The sequence below is a fragment of the Acinetobacter chengduensis genome, from assembly GCF_003664645.1.
Classification (GTDB): domain Bacteria; phylum Pseudomonadota; class Gammaproteobacteria; order Pseudomonadales; family Moraxellaceae; genus Acinetobacter; species Acinetobacter chengduensis.
The window spans coordinates 189,961-205,888 of sequence record NZ_RCHC01000005.1; the positions used below are offsets into that span (position 1 = coordinate 189,961).

General features: G+C 39.4%; 11 protein-coding genes and 1 pseudogene. 7 read left to right on the top strand and 5 right to left on the bottom strand.

Annotated features, from left to right (window positions below; translation table 11 throughout):
- The first annotated feature begins 105 nt into the window (after positions 1-105).
- Complete coding sequence (locus D9K81_RS06420) at positions 106-684, top strand: hypothetical protein (protein ID WP_120375316.1); 579 nt, start codon at positions 106-108, stop codon at positions 682-684.
- 66 nt (positions 685-750) lie between these two features.
- Here the strand turns inward: D9K81_RS06420 and D9K81_RS18655 are convergent.
- Positions 751-873 (bottom strand): annotated as a pseudogene (locus D9K81_RS18655) (integrase); the annotation flags it as partial.
- 219 nt (positions 874-1,092) lie between these two features.
- Between D9K81_RS18655 and D9K81_RS06430 the strand changes: the two are divergent.
- The 3 genes from D9K81_RS06430 to D9K81_RS06440 are packed head-to-tail and all read left to right on the top strand — an operon-like array spanning position 1,093 to position 8,417.
- The gene (locus D9K81_RS06430; protein ID WP_171406889.1) at positions 1,093-3,285 is read left to right on the top strand and encodes an argonaute/piwi family protein; all 2,193 of its coding nucleotides are present in this window, start codon (positions 1,093-1,095) and stop codon (positions 3,283-3,285) included.
- Positions 3,273-4,427, top strand: coding sequence for a PD-(D/E)XK nuclease domain-containing protein (locus tag D9K81_RS06435; protein ID WP_120375315.1), 1,155 nt, complete (start codon positions 3,273-3,275; stop codon positions 4,425-4,427). Before D9K81_RS06430 ends, D9K81_RS06435 begins: the two co-directional genes overlap by 13 nt.
- 3 nt (positions 4,428-4,430) lie before the next feature.
- The gene (locus D9K81_RS06440; protein WP_120375314.1) at positions 4,431-8,417 is read left to right on the top strand and encodes a hypothetical protein; all 3,987 of its coding nucleotides are present in this window, start codon (positions 4,431-4,433) and stop codon (positions 8,415-8,417) included.
- Positions 8,418-8,510: 93 nt separating this feature from the next.
- On the opposite strand, the gene D9K81_RS06445 is transcribed toward D9K81_RS06440, so the two are convergent.
- Positions 8,511-9,788 carry a tyrosine-type recombinase/integrase gene (locus D9K81_RS06445; protein ID WP_120375313.1) on the bottom strand — a complete coding sequence of 426 codons (1,278 nt, stop codon included), beginning with the start codon at positions 9,786-9,788 and terminating at the stop codon, positions 8,511-8,513.
- Between the two features lie 393 nt (positions 9,789-10,181).
- Here D9K81_RS06445 and D9K81_RS18770 point away from each other — a divergent pair, with 393 nt between their 5' ends.
- Complete coding sequence (locus tag D9K81_RS18770; RefSeq protein WP_265091317.1) at positions 10,182-10,304, top strand: hypothetical protein; 123 nt, start codon at positions 10,182-10,184, stop codon at positions 10,302-10,304.
- 122 nt (positions 10,305-10,426) lie between these two features.
- Here D9K81_RS18770 and D9K81_RS06455 read toward each other — a convergent pair whose 3' ends face one another.
- From D9K81_RS06455 to D9K81_RS06465, 3 genes are all read right to left on the bottom strand, one after another.
- A complete protein-coding gene (locus D9K81_RS06455) occupies positions 10,427-11,125 on the bottom strand; it encodes a pirin family protein (RefSeq protein ID WP_120375311.1) in 699 nt (232 codons plus the stop codon).
- A 114-nt stretch (positions 11,126-11,239) separates the two neighbouring features.
- Positions 11,240-12,313: a hypothetical protein gene (locus D9K81_RS06460; RefSeq protein ID WP_120375310.1), complete on the bottom strand. Its 1,074-nt coding sequence runs from the start codon at positions 12,311-12,313 to the stop codon at positions 11,240-11,242.
- Between the two features lie 224 nt (positions 12,314-12,537).
- Positions 12,538-13,764, bottom strand: a complete 1,227-nt coding sequence (locus D9K81_RS06465) for a L,D-transpeptidase family protein (RefSeq protein ID WP_120375309.1) — start codon at positions 13,762-13,764, stop codon at positions 12,538-12,540.
- Positions 13,765-13,968: 204 nt separating this feature from the next.
- On the opposite strand from D9K81_RS06465, the gene hemE reads away from it, so the two are divergent.
- Together hemE and D9K81_RS06475 are read left to right on the top strand one after the other, a co-directional pair.
- Positions 13,969-15,039 carry a uroporphyrinogen decarboxylase gene (hemE, locus tag D9K81_RS06470; RefSeq protein ID WP_120375308.1) on the top strand — a complete coding sequence of 357 codons (1,071 nt, stop codon included), beginning with the start codon at positions 13,969-13,971 and terminating at the stop codon, positions 15,037-15,039.
- Between the two features lie 30 nt (positions 15,040-15,069).
- Positions 15,070-15,882: a DUF817 family protein gene (locus tag D9K81_RS06475; RefSeq protein ID WP_120375307.1), complete on the top strand. Its 813-nt coding sequence runs from the start codon at positions 15,070-15,072 to the stop codon at positions 15,880-15,882.
- Positions 15,883-15,928 lie beyond the last annotated feature (46 nt).

Consider the following 15,928-nt stretch of genomic DNA (forward strand, 5'->3'; position numbering starts at 1 on the left):
AAATGACATAGATAGAATAAGTGTCTATTTTAATAACTTAAGTCCTATGTTGTAAGGGTATAGGTTATTAATTTAGCAATCAGTTATAGGAAACATGATTTAAACATGTCTCAAGATAGAGAAAAAATAGCTAAAGAAAAATTAATAGAAATGTTAAGTGATCTATTTTATATCCAAGAAGAAGTTGCAGGGAGATGGGTCATTGATGATTCTCCTTTAAGATTAGATTTACTACTCCGACCAAATGAAAAAGCAAAAGCGATGGGATTTGATGTAGAAGCTATAGGTATCGAGATTAAAGATCCTCAAAGTAAGGAGAGTGTGAAAAAGTTATTAAACTGTGTGATGCAAGCTTATACATATAGTTTTTGTGAATTTGATGGAGTACGTCCAGCTTTTATTTTGATTTATCCTGATGTAGAGAAATTTTTTGACTACGATTGGCGCAATAAATACAACAGTGTATTTACGGAAGAGCCTACTAAACGTGAAAAAAAATTATTAAGAAGATTGATGCAAAGAGCAAATGTTGGTGAACTCATAATTGAGCATAGGGACTCAAAAAAATACGTTTTTAAATTTCATGGTGGTCCATACTTTTCCTCTACAAAAGGTCGTTCAAAGATAAAAGGAATCGGTCTAAATCGTTTTATTGGATCACAGAAAATTAGAAGTCAGGAGTAGGCATAAAAATTAGTAACTCAATTTAGTGTAAAACATTTTGTCTAGTTCCCTTTTAATGAATGTTGCCTAGTAAAATTGTGTACTGCAGAGTTCAGCCCAATCAGCCATAAATCCTTTACGTTTTTCAAGATAAGTTCCACGTAGGTAAGCAGCTTCGACTCCATCTGGTAATTTAAGCTCAAGCACATTCTAACAAACCTTATGAGGTTAATCAGTTGGCTCTAGACTAGCAGAATAGATATGTTAGTCTAAAGCTAAAGTAATTTATCAAAAATTTATTTTAATAACAGATATCATAATTAATTACCTGTTAGCCAGACGTAATGATTGGAATTTAAAAATTTTAGCTAGTATGAATATTCCAATTTTTATTCAGGCATAAATCTTTAGGTGCAAAAGGAGCGAATATTGTCGATATTCTTAAACGCATTTCCGCTGAAAGTTCCTGAATTGGAAGTGCAGGTTTGTGAGATACCTTATAGTAAGGAAATCTTGGATGAGTTTCGCATCAGCCATAAAAAAACACATACATTTCATCGTAAAGGCAATAACATTCTGATCTTCTCAATGGATGGCACATTTCCTAATTTCGGTTCACCGCAGACAGTCATGCTTAAGGATAATGTCGGTATTTTTTGTTCGCTGGTTAAGGCTGGACTTACTCGACATTTAAATGGGCTGGGACGTAACCCGTCTGGTTTTAATCCAATTGAGCTGATAAGCATTAAGCCAAAAGATAATCTTCTGGCTCCGATTCTTGGTGAAACTTACCCATTTAAAATCTGCACAAAATATTCAATCGATACACGTATTATTCAAGGTCACCCATGTCTCGTTATTGACTGCACAACACGTAAAGTCATTAAAGAGAACTGCTTGTACTTTTTAAATAGTGGGTTCGATTTGATTGGACGGTATGTCGTTTCGGAGCAGAAAGATGGATACAAGAAATTTCTAGGAATGATTAGTGGTGTAACTGAAGAGATAATTTCTGTTACTCGGCCAGATGGACAGGTTGTGCAGACCAATGCTAAGGATATTTTTCTAGAGGCTAATCTGACGAATTTCGATGATTTTATTTTTCACACGCACGGTACACAAAAAGATGCCATTGTAGAGCGTATTAGACAATCCATTTCTCTTTTTAATGGAGGTGATAATAAAAAGAAGCACATCGATAGGCTCAAGGGATACATTCAGTCAAATACCATTTCAATGATTAATGGCATAGACATAGAAATCGAGGATTCACCTGATATTCAGAAATATTGCGGGCAAATGCACAAACCAGTATTTGTCTTTAATGACAATGGACAAGCCGACTGGGTTGAGAAGGGGTTGACGAAGTACGGTCCTTATACTAAGCGTACTTTCGATAGAAATGATCCTTCGATTTGCGTGATCTGTGCCCAGCATGACAAGGGTCGTGTGGAACAGTTTGTCCGTAAGTTCTTGAAAGGGATTCCGAACAGTAAGTATTTTAATAATGGGCTTGAGGGTAAATTTACGCTTGGTACGAGTCGCGTTGAAGTTTTTACGACAGCCTCAGATAGTCTCGATGGGTTCAAAAGTGCAATCGAAGCTGCAATCCGAAAAAAAGCAGAGGACAGTGGTCGTTGGGATCTTGCTCTCGTGCAGGTCCGGCAATCTTTTAAGAAGCTAAAGGTAGAAGAGAATCCATACTATTTAGGCAAAAGTCTTTTTTTCCTACATCAAATACCTGTACAGGATTTTACAATAGAGCTTCTTTCTCAGTCTGATTATACCCTCAGTTTTTCGCTCAATAATATGGCTCTAGCCTGCTACGCAAAAATGGGTGGTGTTCCATGGTTATTGAAGTCCTCACCAACACTTTCTCATGAGTTAGTAATTGGCATCGGTAGTGCAAATATTGGACAGGAGCGTGGTATTAACGGACAAAGGGTTATGGGGATTACTACTGTTTTTTCTGGAGATGGTAGTTACATCGTTTCCAACATGTCAAAAGCTGTTGTACCAGAAGCCTATTGCGAAGCTTTAACTTCGATTCTCGGTGAAACTATTGAAAAAATCCAAAAGCGCATGAATTGGCAGAAAGGTGATACGATTCGCTTGATTTTCCATGCTCAGGTGAAGAAGTTTAACAAAGCAGAGATTGAAGCTGTTCGTGCTGTTATTGACAAGTATCGTGATTATCAGATTGAGTACGCATTCCTTAAAATCTCCGAAGACCATGGGCTTCACATGTTCGATTCCGCTACAATTGGTGTGCAGAAAGGTCGACTGGCTCCACCACGCGGAAAAATATTCCAACTTTCCAAACACGAAATGCTTATTTATCTGATAGGCCAACGGGAGTTGCGACAAAATACAGATGGTCATCCAAGAGGGGTGATACTTGATGTTCATAAAGACTCGACTTTCAAGGATATCAGATATCTGAGTGCACAGATCCACTGCTTCGCATCTCACTCTTGGCGAAGTTACTTCCCAAATCCTATGCCAGTGACAATAAGCTATTCAGATATAATAGCTCGAAATCTAGGATGGCTTAATCAGCTTCCAGGTTGGAGTGACTCAGTCATGATCGGAAAGATAGGGCAGTCTCAATGGTTTCTGTAGAAAAAGAAAATACATATCAATTGCGCGAATATATGTATCTAAAAGTGTGCGAAGGTGCGCGCGCAGATCCATTTAAAACCAGCTTCCTGTATTTTCTGAAATTATCTGAGAACCTTCCAATTTTCGATTTCTCTTCTCTTTCTTTATACCAGCGATGCGCGATCTCAGGCCTTAAAATTTTATCTGAAACGATTTCAAACCAAGAGATATCACGTTTGCTTGGACAAGCTGCTAAGATCGACTCTACTCCACGACCTTGGGTATCTGATGTTTTTGGTGTTTTAGCTGTAAAATGGTTAGTTGAAAAATTGGGTGAAGCAAACATTGATTATGAGTTCAATAACTGGATCTCAGAATTTCTAGAGCAACAAATAAGTGGCGATCGCCTCAATCTCTTTGAGAAAGATATCGCAATGTTTATCCGCAGTGGTGATTCTGTTGTTTTTTCCAGTGCATGTGTGCCACTGTTTCTTCATTACCAGAAGATATTACGTATCGAGGATCATCAAAGCCGTCTTTGCCTTATTAGCCGTTTCCTGAATGAATTCCAAACACTAGCATATGGAGAGGCTTCAACTGCATTTCTGAGCTTGATAATCTATGTATTCGATCAAATTAATCAGGATGTAGCTGTAGTAGCGCCCAATGGATGGAGCTTCGATGATCTTGTTAAGTTTCTGGAAAATATTCCAGTCGGTCTCAAGCGCTGGACATGGGAGGAAGCTGGTCGCACTAGAGGTGCTAAGCCTGTCAAGTGGTTGATAGAGAATGAATATCATGTTCAGAACCTCCTCTACGTCATGCTTGCACCGATATTTAATGATATTGCTGACGAAGTAAACCTTCAGCCTGTTGGACAGAAGAATCCACGAATTGATCTTTATTTGCCTGCCCTACATACGATTATTGAAGTGAAGTACCGTAAAGACACCAAAAAATCATTTCCTGCACTTATCGGGGAGATCGCCGAGGATGCATCACTTTATCATGCAGACCTGAAATACAGGGATGCTCGTATTATCAGTTTTCTATGGGATAGAACACGTGCAACGCAAGAGCATTCCAAATTCAAGGAAGGTATTTTAAAGATTGAAGGAATTGATGGCTGTGTTGTGATTAGCGCACCTTCAACTATGAGTTGAAATATGAACCAAGAAAATTTTGTAGAAGATAATTTTGGGTCAGGTGCTCGCTCACTTGCTGGCTATGACTATCAAGTTGATGTCTCTATTTGGCTGGCTTTAGACTTGATGCTCGGCTCAGGTTTGACACAGATGATTGAGCTCGAACCTGGTTCTGAAGAGGATATTGAAGCGCAACTGGCAGACGATGAACCAGAGCGTGTGGAAACGCGGGTAAGTCTGGATGGCTACACACTTGTCGTCCAAGTTAAACTACGTGGCGGGGATGCTTGGACCATTAAAGGTATTAACCGATTGTTAAATCATGGCAGTGCTACTAGACAATCAGCGGCAGAGAGGCTTAATGATCCTACAGTTAGATATGTACTTGTAACCAGCACAGTATTAAACGGAAATGCACAAAATCTAAGAGTAAAGCGTGTTGGAAGCTGGCCTCAAAAAAAGAATAGCTTACCAACTTCTACAGCAAAGATTCTTCCGGTAGGTGCAGATGGTCGTATTGCTGTCGTTGACAATTTGTACGAAGAACGTTTGGAACAAGAAATCAAAAGGCTTCTTATTGAACGATTTGGAGTACCAAACTCACGCTGGATAGAGTGTTTGCAAAAGCTTCGCGAGGAAGCAAAATTACGAGTTCGACGTGTTGGTGAGGGAAAATGGCATAAGAATGAACTTGCCCAAGTTATCCGGAATCATGATGGATATCTGGCTAGCTCACCTAAACTTGATGACTATGTATATCCTAAGAATTGGCAAGATTTAAGAGAAGCAATGGGATCGCCCAATTACGCAGCGTTAATTATCGGTCAGTCGGGAACAGGAAAGACACTTACAACTAGCAAAATTTTTGAAGAACTACGTCGTGATAACCCTGGTTTAACACGTATTTCAATACGTCATGGACCGCAACAATTGCGCGATGATCGTACACCTAAGCCAGTTCTTTACGATATTGAAGATCCATGGGGACGATATGATTTTGACCCAGCAAGTCGACCTTGGAACGATGAACTCGCAAAATATATGGCTTCGGCACGTGCGGACAGTATGATTATTGCTACCAGTCGACGAGATGTAGCAAGCGCTTCTGGAGCATTGAAATCTGTTGAATCGTGGATTGTTCCTCTTGAAGCGGAGCAGTATGGGAAACATGAGAGACAGAAACTTTATCGAACGAGGATTGATGCTTTACCTAGAGATATTCAACTGTTGGCTTCTGATTCAGAGAAAATGGTTCTTAATAAGTTGGCAACTCCACTTGAAATTGAGAAATTTTTTGATGCTTTGCGCATAATGAATCGCTCAAACAAAGGAAAAACTCAAAGCTTCATATTGGATGCAATTGTAAAAGCGCATGAACAATCTATTGAGCAAACAGTATTCTTACAGATCGAAGAACGGAAAGATGTAGCTGCAGCAGCGGTTATCTGGGCATTTTTAAAAGTTAGTGAACATTTATCTATCAATGTCATTCGTAGCTTAGAGTTGGAACTTTCGGAAAGGCTTACAGGGCTTGAAAATGGAGTAATACCACTTGTAGATTTTTTCGTTGCAGCGCGAAATCTTCGTCTGAAGAATGGTTATATATCTTATTATCATCCCCGTGTAGAGGCTGGTATTGAAAGTGCACTCAAGCATAATTCGATTAAGGCAAAAATTGCATTACGTACTTTTCTCGAAGTGCTGATGGATTTCGATGGTCTTGAAGAAAGCTGTGGAACTGAGATTGCTGCTCGCGTGGTTGCGGCAACACAACGTTTTCCTGAGCTTGAATTCGAACCTAAACAGCTATTAGCGCACCAAATTGATATTTGGTTATCTAATCGTTTTGATGATCCTTCTTATTTACTTAGTGACCATATGACTCTTGCGGCTAAATCTGGTTCACGCAATTCCAATGTAGGGGAATTAGCTCGCTATCTACTTCATCAACCAGATAAATCTTTTTGGGGTTTAAATTACTGGGAGGTTCCTAGCAAGTCTGATGCTTGGTATAATCGCTTACAAGCAGATTCAAAAATTTCTTACATAGTAGGTCGTTTCATTCGGGAAATGTTGCCAGAGGATCAACGTTGTTACAGCAATAAGTTAATAACTGACCTCGACCGTCTAGCATCTAACTTAACGCCAGTCTATCTAGAGGCAGCAAATAAAATTCTAAATTATGGGTACGTAAACTCTTCAGGAGTAATTGCAACTGGTGCATTGCGAGATATTAATGGTTTTGAGCCTATTCTCGATAAGGCAGTTAAAGTGCTTATGCCATCTGAAGAACAACAAAAGCAGAATGCTGAGACCCATTTAGCAATTATTAATGAAGTCTACAACAGCGATTATGCTGAGTATGTTTGCGAGAGCGATGATGGCTATACAGCAAGCGAATTCGTGAAAGCATACGTAGATCATGTTCGTGAAGTTAAAGGGTGGAAGCACCTAGTAGAACATCGTCATGCTGAGCATTTTCTTCCGTATTGGATGCGTTCTTTACACAACAGCGCCAGAATAGGACGGATAGCACAGGATGAAATGACTGGAGCTTTTATAGCCGCCTACAATAGTGAAGAAGAAAGCACTCTGTGGTTCGTTCTCATAGAGCATTGGGATCACAATTATATAGACCAACTCCTTTATCAAGTACGCATCGGCTCTTCATGGAGTGATGTCCGTTTGGCTGCATTAGCATGTCTTATTAAACACGCACCAAATTTTTTAAACACTATTATTGATGAACTTAGTCTGGCAGGTAACAATGATAGGCTTATTGAGCTCATGCTCGATCTTGCTTCTCTGCAGAATAGAAGCACTATTGGAGGGGAGGATCATAATCTTGCAATTCCATTAAAGAATGTCATGGATCAGTTGAGAACTGAATTGCAGGAATTATGTAAAGCGGCCAATAGTAATATTGGCGCCCAGCAGCCGTTATCAGAGGCTGTGAAGAAGCTATTAGAGAGTATTGTTTGTTCAAGTCCTAATGTAAGAATGTTTCGTATTCTTAAGTACCGTGAGCTACCTTATTCAGTCCGCACTGACATTGAATGGATACTTGCAAATAGTGACGAATGTAAAGATTGCGTTAAAGCACTTGATGCTGCCATAGCGCTTGATTTTCATGATGTAATTCTCAAAGCGCTAAATCATCGGTTTTCACATGTTGTAGCAAAGGCACTTGTTACATTAGGCGAGAATGCTCCTACACCAATACCTATTGATTACCTTAATTTAGTAAATGCTGAGGGAAGTCCTGTCCGTAAAGCACTGGCCCTTTTGCTCACTAGTAAACCTCATTTGCACCATCTTCCCGTACTAGTTCAGCTTGTACAAGATCAATGGTCTTCATCCTCATCGAGATACGGTGAGGACGACTGTTTTCAGATCGCGCGCGCCGCAGTCGACGCAATCAGTAAAATAAAGCCGCTAGAGGATACTATTCTTGAGAAGCTACTGAAAATAGCTCTTGATACTTCAGACTGGTCTCTATGTAAAAAATTGTTTAATGTGATTGCTGAGCAAGGCGGGTACACTTTTCAGAAACAGCTCTTTGAACTCGCTATTGTACCTAGTCGAATTGAGGTTAGGCTATCGGCAGCAAGTGCAATACTGACTAATTTAGAAATACTTGACATAGAAATTGTCGGTCAGATTACAGCAGACATGCTAATTACTCTTACACCAAAGATTGCAGTTATACTCACTTTAATCATTGCACATCATGCTTCACCAGCTAAAAATTTAGAGATTGCTCGTGAAATCTCTGCCAATCTCAAACGACGAGGACTTCTTCTTTTAATGTTGTGGTTGATGGATGACTCAGACGATTGCATCAAATCTTTAATAGAGAAACTTCTTCCAAAAGATCATCCATCACTCGGATGGTTGAGGTCAGGTGGGATTGAGTTTGCTGATGACGCCCTCATTGCAGACTTGGGCGATCCAGCTATTTGCCGAGAAATTCTTTTTTGGTTGAACCCTAAAAATGTAAATGAATGAGCAAGCCTTTTCGGAGTCAATATGTTGAAGCAATTTTTTAATGGAGTGAGTTTTAGTACTTAGGACTTAATATGGATAAAAGATTGATTGAATTTATTCAGTATTTTGATAGCAAAACTTTGCCCAATCGGCCATTAATCCCTTACGTTTTTCGAGATAAGCTCCACGTAAATAAGCTGCTTCAACTTCATCAGGCAGTTTATGTGCAAGTACGTGCTCACACACCTCACGAGGATAATCTGTTTTATCGGCCGACCAATCTCGGAAAGTAGAACGAAAGCCATGTGTGGTAACCACCCGATTCTGTTTTGGATCAATATAGCCTAAGCAATTTTCCTTGAGTTTTTGTTCATGCATACGCTTAATCAAAGCAGTTAAGGACATGTCTGAAAGCATGCTACCAGTACGAGGTGCAGGGAAAATATAACTTTGAGATCTGGTATGAGTCTGAATTGACTTTAATAATTCAATTGCTGGTTCTGAAAGTGGAACACGATGTTCTTTTTCAGCTTTCATGCGCTCTTTTGGAATAGTCCAGACTTTATTTTTAAAATCAATTTCTTGCCAAGTTGCTCCAAAAATTTCCCCAGAGCGACATGCTGTTAAAATTGCAAATTCTAAAGCTTTAGGGGAAATCCCATCTTTTTGACGGAGGTGCTGAATGAATGTAGCAATCTGATCATAAGGCAAAGATGGATGAGGGCGTGATTCCTGCTTTAAGTTACCTAATATAGGTTCAAGATTACCTTTCCATTCAGCAGGGTTGTCACCTTCAAAATACTCCATAGCCTTTGCATAATCAAAAATAGTCTCAATACGACCACGAATACGTTTAGCTGTTTCGTTCTTCTCAATCCAGATAGGTCTAAGAACTTCAGCAATATCAACTTTAGTAATTGTGCCAATATTAATATCACCAAGAGTAGGATAGATATAAGTTTCTAATGTGGTAGACCATTGAGCAATATGCTTCTGATTCTTTAATTCACGAGATTTATTGGCAATCACAATCTGAGCACATTCACGAAAAGAACGATTACGAAGTTTTTGAGTACGTAAAGCTTGAAGTTGATCTTGTTTTTGTTGGATAGGATCATTCCCATTTCGGATTTGGGCTTTCATTTCATGAGCTTTAGCCCTTGCTTCGGCTAGTGACACTTCTGGGTAAGAGCCCAATCCAATATCACGGCGATGAAGTTGCTGTTTTCCATTTTCATCAAAGCGCTGACCTACAACAACACGTAGAACCCAAGCACGAGAGTCGTTGACAATACGTAGGTGCAAACCATTGACACCGCCTACAGCATGCCTGCCATTTCCTTTGATTTTTGCTACACTGAGCGCAGAGAGTTCTTTGGCTTTCTTTGGCATAGGTTTGTTCTTGTCCCACATAAAAACCCACATAGAATATTTGAAATGATTGGGTTTGGCAAGACTTGGTTGGATTGGTGTTTACATAAGTTATTGAAAAATATATTTATGTTGGATTGGGTTGGATGGCATAATACAGGTGTTATACGGACACCGCTTCCGCCAAATTTGAAAAAGCCCTTGTATTTTTACAAGGGCTTTTTTTTATTAAAAAAAGATGTAGGAATATTATTTTTAATCCAAAAAATAGATTGTAAGTATTGAAATAAACAGTTTTAACGATTTTATCGATATCTTTATAGTGTGTGCATTAAACAAGCAAATCCAATACAAGCATTTACCAGTAGGCTTGAGTGGATTTTTTGCAAAATGCTGGCAATGAGGATGTACGAAATGTTAAAACGAATGACTGTTGTAATCATGGTGAGCGCACTGAGTGCATGTGCATTTGATCCAGTAGCTTATGACCAATTGCGCCAAACAGAAAATCTGCAACATAACCGTACTATGGGTTAAGCACCATCAGATCAAAAAATTGTATGAACTCATGTTATTTGATGAGTTATGAAAAAAATAAAAAAGCCCTGAATTATCAGGGCTTTTTTATATTAGCTTTTGAAAATGAAGTATAGATTGGGTTAAGCAACTTTTTCAGGTAGATCAAACCAAATCACTTGAGTATCTTCCAAAGCTACAATTTCACTATTTTCAAGAAAGGCAATCGCACCACCAGCATCAACTGTATGTTCAGCAATTTGAACTTTACCTTCAATCACATGAACATAATTTACATGCTGTGTTGCTTCAATCGGCAGACGTTTGCCTTTAGAAATAACAGCAGTTTTCACCTCAGCATTTTGACGAATGTGCATTGGCGCGTCCGCATTAGGGCCCACAATTAAATGCCATTGATCAGGCTGTTCGCGTGGATCACATTTAATTTGTTGATACGTTGGTTCTGCATCACGCTCATTTGGAATAATCCAAATTTGCAGTAAATGAACCTGCTCATCACCTTGGTTCATTTCGCTATGACGAACACCTGTACCAGCACTCATCAGTTGCCATTCACCCGCAGTAATACCGCCATGATTACCCATACTGTCCTTATGAGTAATAGTACCTTTTAACACACAGGTTAAAATTTCCATATTGTCATGCGGGTGCTGGCCAAAGCCTTGATGACCATCAATCAAGTCATCGTTGATCACACGTAGTGCACTCACACCCATATAGTCCGGGTTGTACCAATTGCCAAAAGAAAAACTATGTTTAGACTCAAGCCAGCCCATTTTTACGTGGCCACGGTTTTCACTTGGATGTAAGAACGCATTCATGATGGTCTTCCTGTATTATTTTTAACTTAAAGCTATTTTAGTGTTTTATATTTTTATTAAAAACTGTAAATCCGCAATATAGCGTTGCATATTTGAAATGATTGGTGACATTGTTTAGTGACTTAAATCACAATAACGTTGCCGAAACTGAGCCCATGTATAAGTTTTACCACTTTCATATTCCTTTTTAAAGGTCTGCAACAATGCAGGCTGGCGCTGTATCCACGGATTCCCCCAGTTGACTTCTTTCGGTGCCGCTTTGTCATGATAAACCCAAAAATCTTGCAAGCAGCTACTGGGTTTAGCTTTATCATTACGATGCATTTCGCGGTATTCATCTTCTATCAATTCAGCATTCACGCCAGCTTTATCATCACGTAAGGCCACGCGTTCGCTAACGCTGAGGAAGCGTTTATTGCTATGTTTTGTGAGTTTACCGTGTTGGTAAAGGTATTTGTACTCAATATCATAAGGCTTCGCGGTTTGATAATTGCCAGGCGTACTGGTGGTATATTCAAGAACCTGATTTTCTTCCATGCTGGGGCCAAACCCCATGCCATTTTCAAGGAAGGGCGATGTGAATTGTGTACGGTGCAAGATTTTGCCCGCGATATTCACTTCAATCAATTCATAACTGCTTCTATATAAATAGCTACTAAAACTCTGACTAAAAGCTGTATTGTGTTGAATTTCTTTAGGACTATAGAAATAGCGACTACGGAATATCAGTACAATATTTTTGCCATGAGGCTGAATGCTGAACAGCTGATGATCTTTCAAATGATGTGGTAACTGCGATGAAATATTGATCACTTGACGTGATGTGCCGTAAGACTGCACCAAGGCGAAGAAATTTTTGCCACCGACTTCGGTATATAGCAATGCTGGGCTAGTTTTCTTAGATAATGGAAAATAGCGTACGGCGTTTTGTCCATTGATGACAAAATAACGCGAATTGTTCAGGTAGTCCTGTGAACTGTCTTGCGCTGGATTATAACTACGCATCAGAATTTTTTTGCGGTCTGACCAGTTTTCTGGATAGATTGAATTATCTTCGTCATCATCTAGGCTGGCGTTAATGTGAATAACATTTTGCACTTCTTCTTCAAGTTCAGCGTAGCTGGTCGTGCATACAAGGCTTAGCGCAAATCCGCCTAAAATTGTGATTAATTGATGGTGCTTAGACATAAAAGTAATCGCCTTATTTATTGTTATTGCGCGTTTTTATCAAAAGTAGAGCGCTGTTGTTATCGGTTTAGTTGAAAATGAAAATTAAGTCTGTTTTTACGGAGTTGTTTCTTACGTCAGCTACACTATGAATGTGACGAACAGGAACTGAATATCAACGATATAAAAAAGGCGCTCTGCCCGAAAGCAGAACACCCTATGATTCTAGTATGGCTTTAACGGTATTATTCTAAGAACTTAACCGTTACACCTGCTTTAACTTTTTTACCAAGATCGTTGGCATCCCAGTTAGTTAAGCGGATACAGCCATGTGATGCAGTTTTAGAAATTGCAGATGGGTTAGGTGTACCATGAATACCAAATGATTTTTTGCTTAAACCAATCCAAATATTACCTACAGGACCGTTCGGGCCGGGTGGTAATGACAATGGCTTTTTATTGTTGCCTTGTACGAAATTGCTTGGCGAATAGCTGTACCAAGGATTCGGTGCAACGCCAGTCACTTTGTATGTGCCTGTCGGAGACGGTGTGTCTGAACTACCAATGGTTGCTGGGAATGAGCCAATCATTTGATTACGACTGTTAAATAAATACAGTTGTTTTGCACCTTTATGGGCAACAATCAAATGAATGTCTTCTGGGACTTCATTACGAATATTCGCAACAATGATTTTTTCCCCAGCTTTGCTGAAAGTCGCTTTAGGATTCAATTTCTTTAAGAAATCTTCGTCCATGTGGAACTTTTCACCTAACATCTCAGTCACGCGTGTGTAATACAAACCTGGCATTTTTGCTTGAAGTGCGTAGTCATGTGGAATTGACTTCGCATACGGGCCTTTAAGGTCAGCATCAGTAATAGTGTATTCAATAAAAGCAGCTTTGCCAGCTTGATTTGCAACAAGCTTGTCCCAAGTTTCTTTGGTGAGCGTGCCTGTTGGTTTAATGCCATTCATTTGTTGGAAAGAGGCAATTGCTTTTAAAGTATTTTTACCACTCGAACCATCAATAGCACCAGGTGACGCATGTGCATTATTTAGCATCACGTGAGCACGTGCATACACAGGGAATTGACCTTTACCAATATTTTCAAACCACTGCGCATTATTCATGCCATCTAAAGTCCAAGAGGCTTTTGCAGCTGGTGAAGTGGTCACTGGCGCAGTTGTAGTTGTAGCATTACCAATATCAGCGTTCTGGTCTTCAGAATTTTGTAATGTATTAAGCGTATCCGAAGCTGAGTTTAAATCTTTTTGTTCTTGATCAGTAATTTTTGCAGAAGTATTTGCGACAGGCGAAGATGCAGCATCAGCAGCGAGTGGATCAATAGGATCTTGAACGGCAACATCTGTGAGAACTTTTGGATTTAATGGTTGTTCAGCAGTAGATGCGGCTAAAGCTGTACCAGCAAATATGCAACTTAAACTCAAAGTGAGTATTGTGCGAACGAACATATAATTCAACCTTAAGAATTATTCATTTACTATGTGAAAAACGGCTACAAGTATTGCAGAAAAAAAAGCGCGGTGCAGTATTTGTTTTGTGTAATTATCATTTTTAGCATTGAAGTTGATCGGTTTTTAAAACGCTGAGAAGTTATTAAATTATGAGCCTTTTTGTTATGATGGGCGAAATGTCGAGAAATGATAGGAAAGTACATGACGACCTTAAAAAATGATCGTTTTTTGCGTGCTTTATTGCGTGAACCTGTTGATACAACACCTGTTTGGATGATGCGTCAAGCGGGACGTTATTTACCAGAATATCGCGCAACGCGTGCGACAGCGGGTGACTTCCTATCGCTATGTAAAAATCAAGATTTTGCTTGTGAAGTCACTTTACAGCCTTTACGTCGCTATGAATTGGATGCGGCGATTTTATTTTCAGATATTTTGACTGTACCTGATGCTTTGGGTCTGGGTCTGTACTTTGAAACAGGTGAAGGGCCAAAATTTCATAAAACAGTACGTACAGAGCAAGATGTTGCCAACTTGCCTAAGTTAAATGTGAAATCTGACTTAGATTACGTGATGAATGCGGTGTCGACCATTCGTTCAGCCTTGGGTGGTCAAGTGCCTTTAATTGGTTTCTCTGGTAGCCCTTGGACACTTGCAACCTATATGGTTGAAGGTGGTTCAAGCAAAGATTTCCGCTTTACGAAGCAAATGATGTACGCGCAACCTGAAGTATTGCATGCATTGTTGTCGCACTTAGCAGATGCTGTGACCGATTATTTAAATGCGCAAATTGATGCAGGCGCACAAGCGGTACAGATTTTTGATAGCTGGGGCGGTGCGTTGGCTCATCGCGAATATCTTGAATTTTCGTTGAATTATATGCAACGCATTGTGAATGGTTTACAGCGAGAAAAAGACGGTCGTAAAGTACCTGTGATTCTTTTCACTAAAGGTGGTGGTCAGTGGTTGGAGCCGATGATCGCGACTGGTGCAGATGCATTTGGTCTAGATTGGACAAGCAATCTACATACTGCGCGTCAAACTGTAGCAGGCCGTGCAGCATTACAAGGTAATTTAGATCCTGCAACTTTATATGGCACGCCAGCTGCAATTGCAAAAGCCACCAAAGCCATGTTGGATGACGCTTATGCCAATGGCGAAAAAACAGGTTATGTCGCAAACTTAGGTCATGGTATTACCCAGTGGGTTGACCCTGAAAACCCACGTGTATTTATAGATACTGTGCATGAATACAGCGCTAAATATCTATAAAACGTACTTGGAAATACTTAGGATTCAACAGTGATTGCCATTTTAAAATCATGTTTTGAGTTCTCATATAAGGCAGCTTCGGCTGCCTTATTTGGGATACTGCTGTTAATTGCGTTTGTGCTTACAGCATCTATGGGAAGCACAGAACATTGGGGATTATTTCGGTATGACTATTTATTATTTTATGCCTTGGTCATTCAAATCTGTCTATTGTATTTAAAACTAGAGTCTTGGGCCGAAGCCAAAGTCATTGCCTTATTTCATATCGTTGCCATGGTGATGGAAATATTTCTTACCCATCCACAAATTGCATCATGGCAATATCCACAGCCTGCTGTATTTAAAATATTAACTGTACCCTTATTCGCAGGATTTATGTACTCCGCAGTGGGAAGCTTTTTTGCGCGTTCATTGCGTTTATATCAAGTTTCATTTGAGCGTTTGCCAAGTTTTGCCAATATGCTCAGTCTTGCTGTACTGTCCTATATTAACTTTATGAGTAAGTTTTTTATTCCAGATTACCGTGTAGTATTATTTGCATGGAGTATTTTTATTTTCTGGAAAACTAAAATAATTTTTAGATTGAATTATCATCAATTTCAGTTGCCAATGTTACCTGTATTGGTGCTTTTGGCCTTTATTATTTGGATTGCAGAAAACATTAGTACTTTTTATCAAATTTGGTTGTATCCAAGTCAAGTCGATGCATGGCACATGGTGGGTTGGGCGAAGTTAGGGTCTTGGTATTTATTGCTTTTGTTGAGCTTGGTTTTAGTGTTGAAAATATTAGGTGAACGTAGCTCGACAGGGCAGTGGAAGTTAAAAGCTGAGCACAATATGTAACTGGTCGAATATTACAATTTAGTTTCAAAATAGCTTTGCTTTTTCG

Bases quoted from the DNA above. Each gene is read 5' to 3' on its own strand.
- D9K81_RS06440 (WP_120375314.1), top strand. From the start codon at position 4,431: ATGAACCAAGAAAATTTTGTAGAAGATAATTTTGGGTCAGGTGCTCGC.
- hemE (WP_120375308.1), top strand. From the start codon at position 13,969: ATGACGACCTTAAAAAATGATCGTTTTTTGCGTGCTTTATTGCGTGAA.
- D9K81_RS06420 (WP_120375316.1), top strand. From the start codon at position 106: ATGTCTCAAGATAGAGAAAAAATAGCTAAAGAAAAATTAATAGAAATG.
- D9K81_RS06455 (WP_120375311.1), bottom strand. From the start codon at position 11,125: ATGAATGCGTTCTTACATCCAAGTGAAAACCGTGGCCACGTAAAAATG.
- D9K81_RS06445 (WP_120375313.1), bottom strand. From the start codon at position 9,788: ATGCCAAAGAAAGCCAAAGAACTCTCTGCGCTCAGTGTAGCAAAAATC.
- D9K81_RS06465 (WP_120375309.1), bottom strand. From the start codon at position 13,764: ATGTTCGTTCGCACAATACTCACTTTGAGTTTAAGTTGCATATTTGCT.
- D9K81_RS06435 (WP_120375315.1), top strand. From the start codon at position 3,273: ATGGTTTCTGTAGAAAAAGAAAATACATATCAATTGCGCGAATATATG.
- D9K81_RS06460 (WP_120375310.1), bottom strand. From the start codon at position 12,313: ATGTCTAAGCACCATCAATTAATCACAATTTTAGGCGGATTTGCGCTA.
- D9K81_RS18770 (WP_265091317.1), top strand. From the start codon at position 10,182: ATGTTAAAACGAATGACTGTTGTAATCATGGTGAGCGCACTGAGTGCA.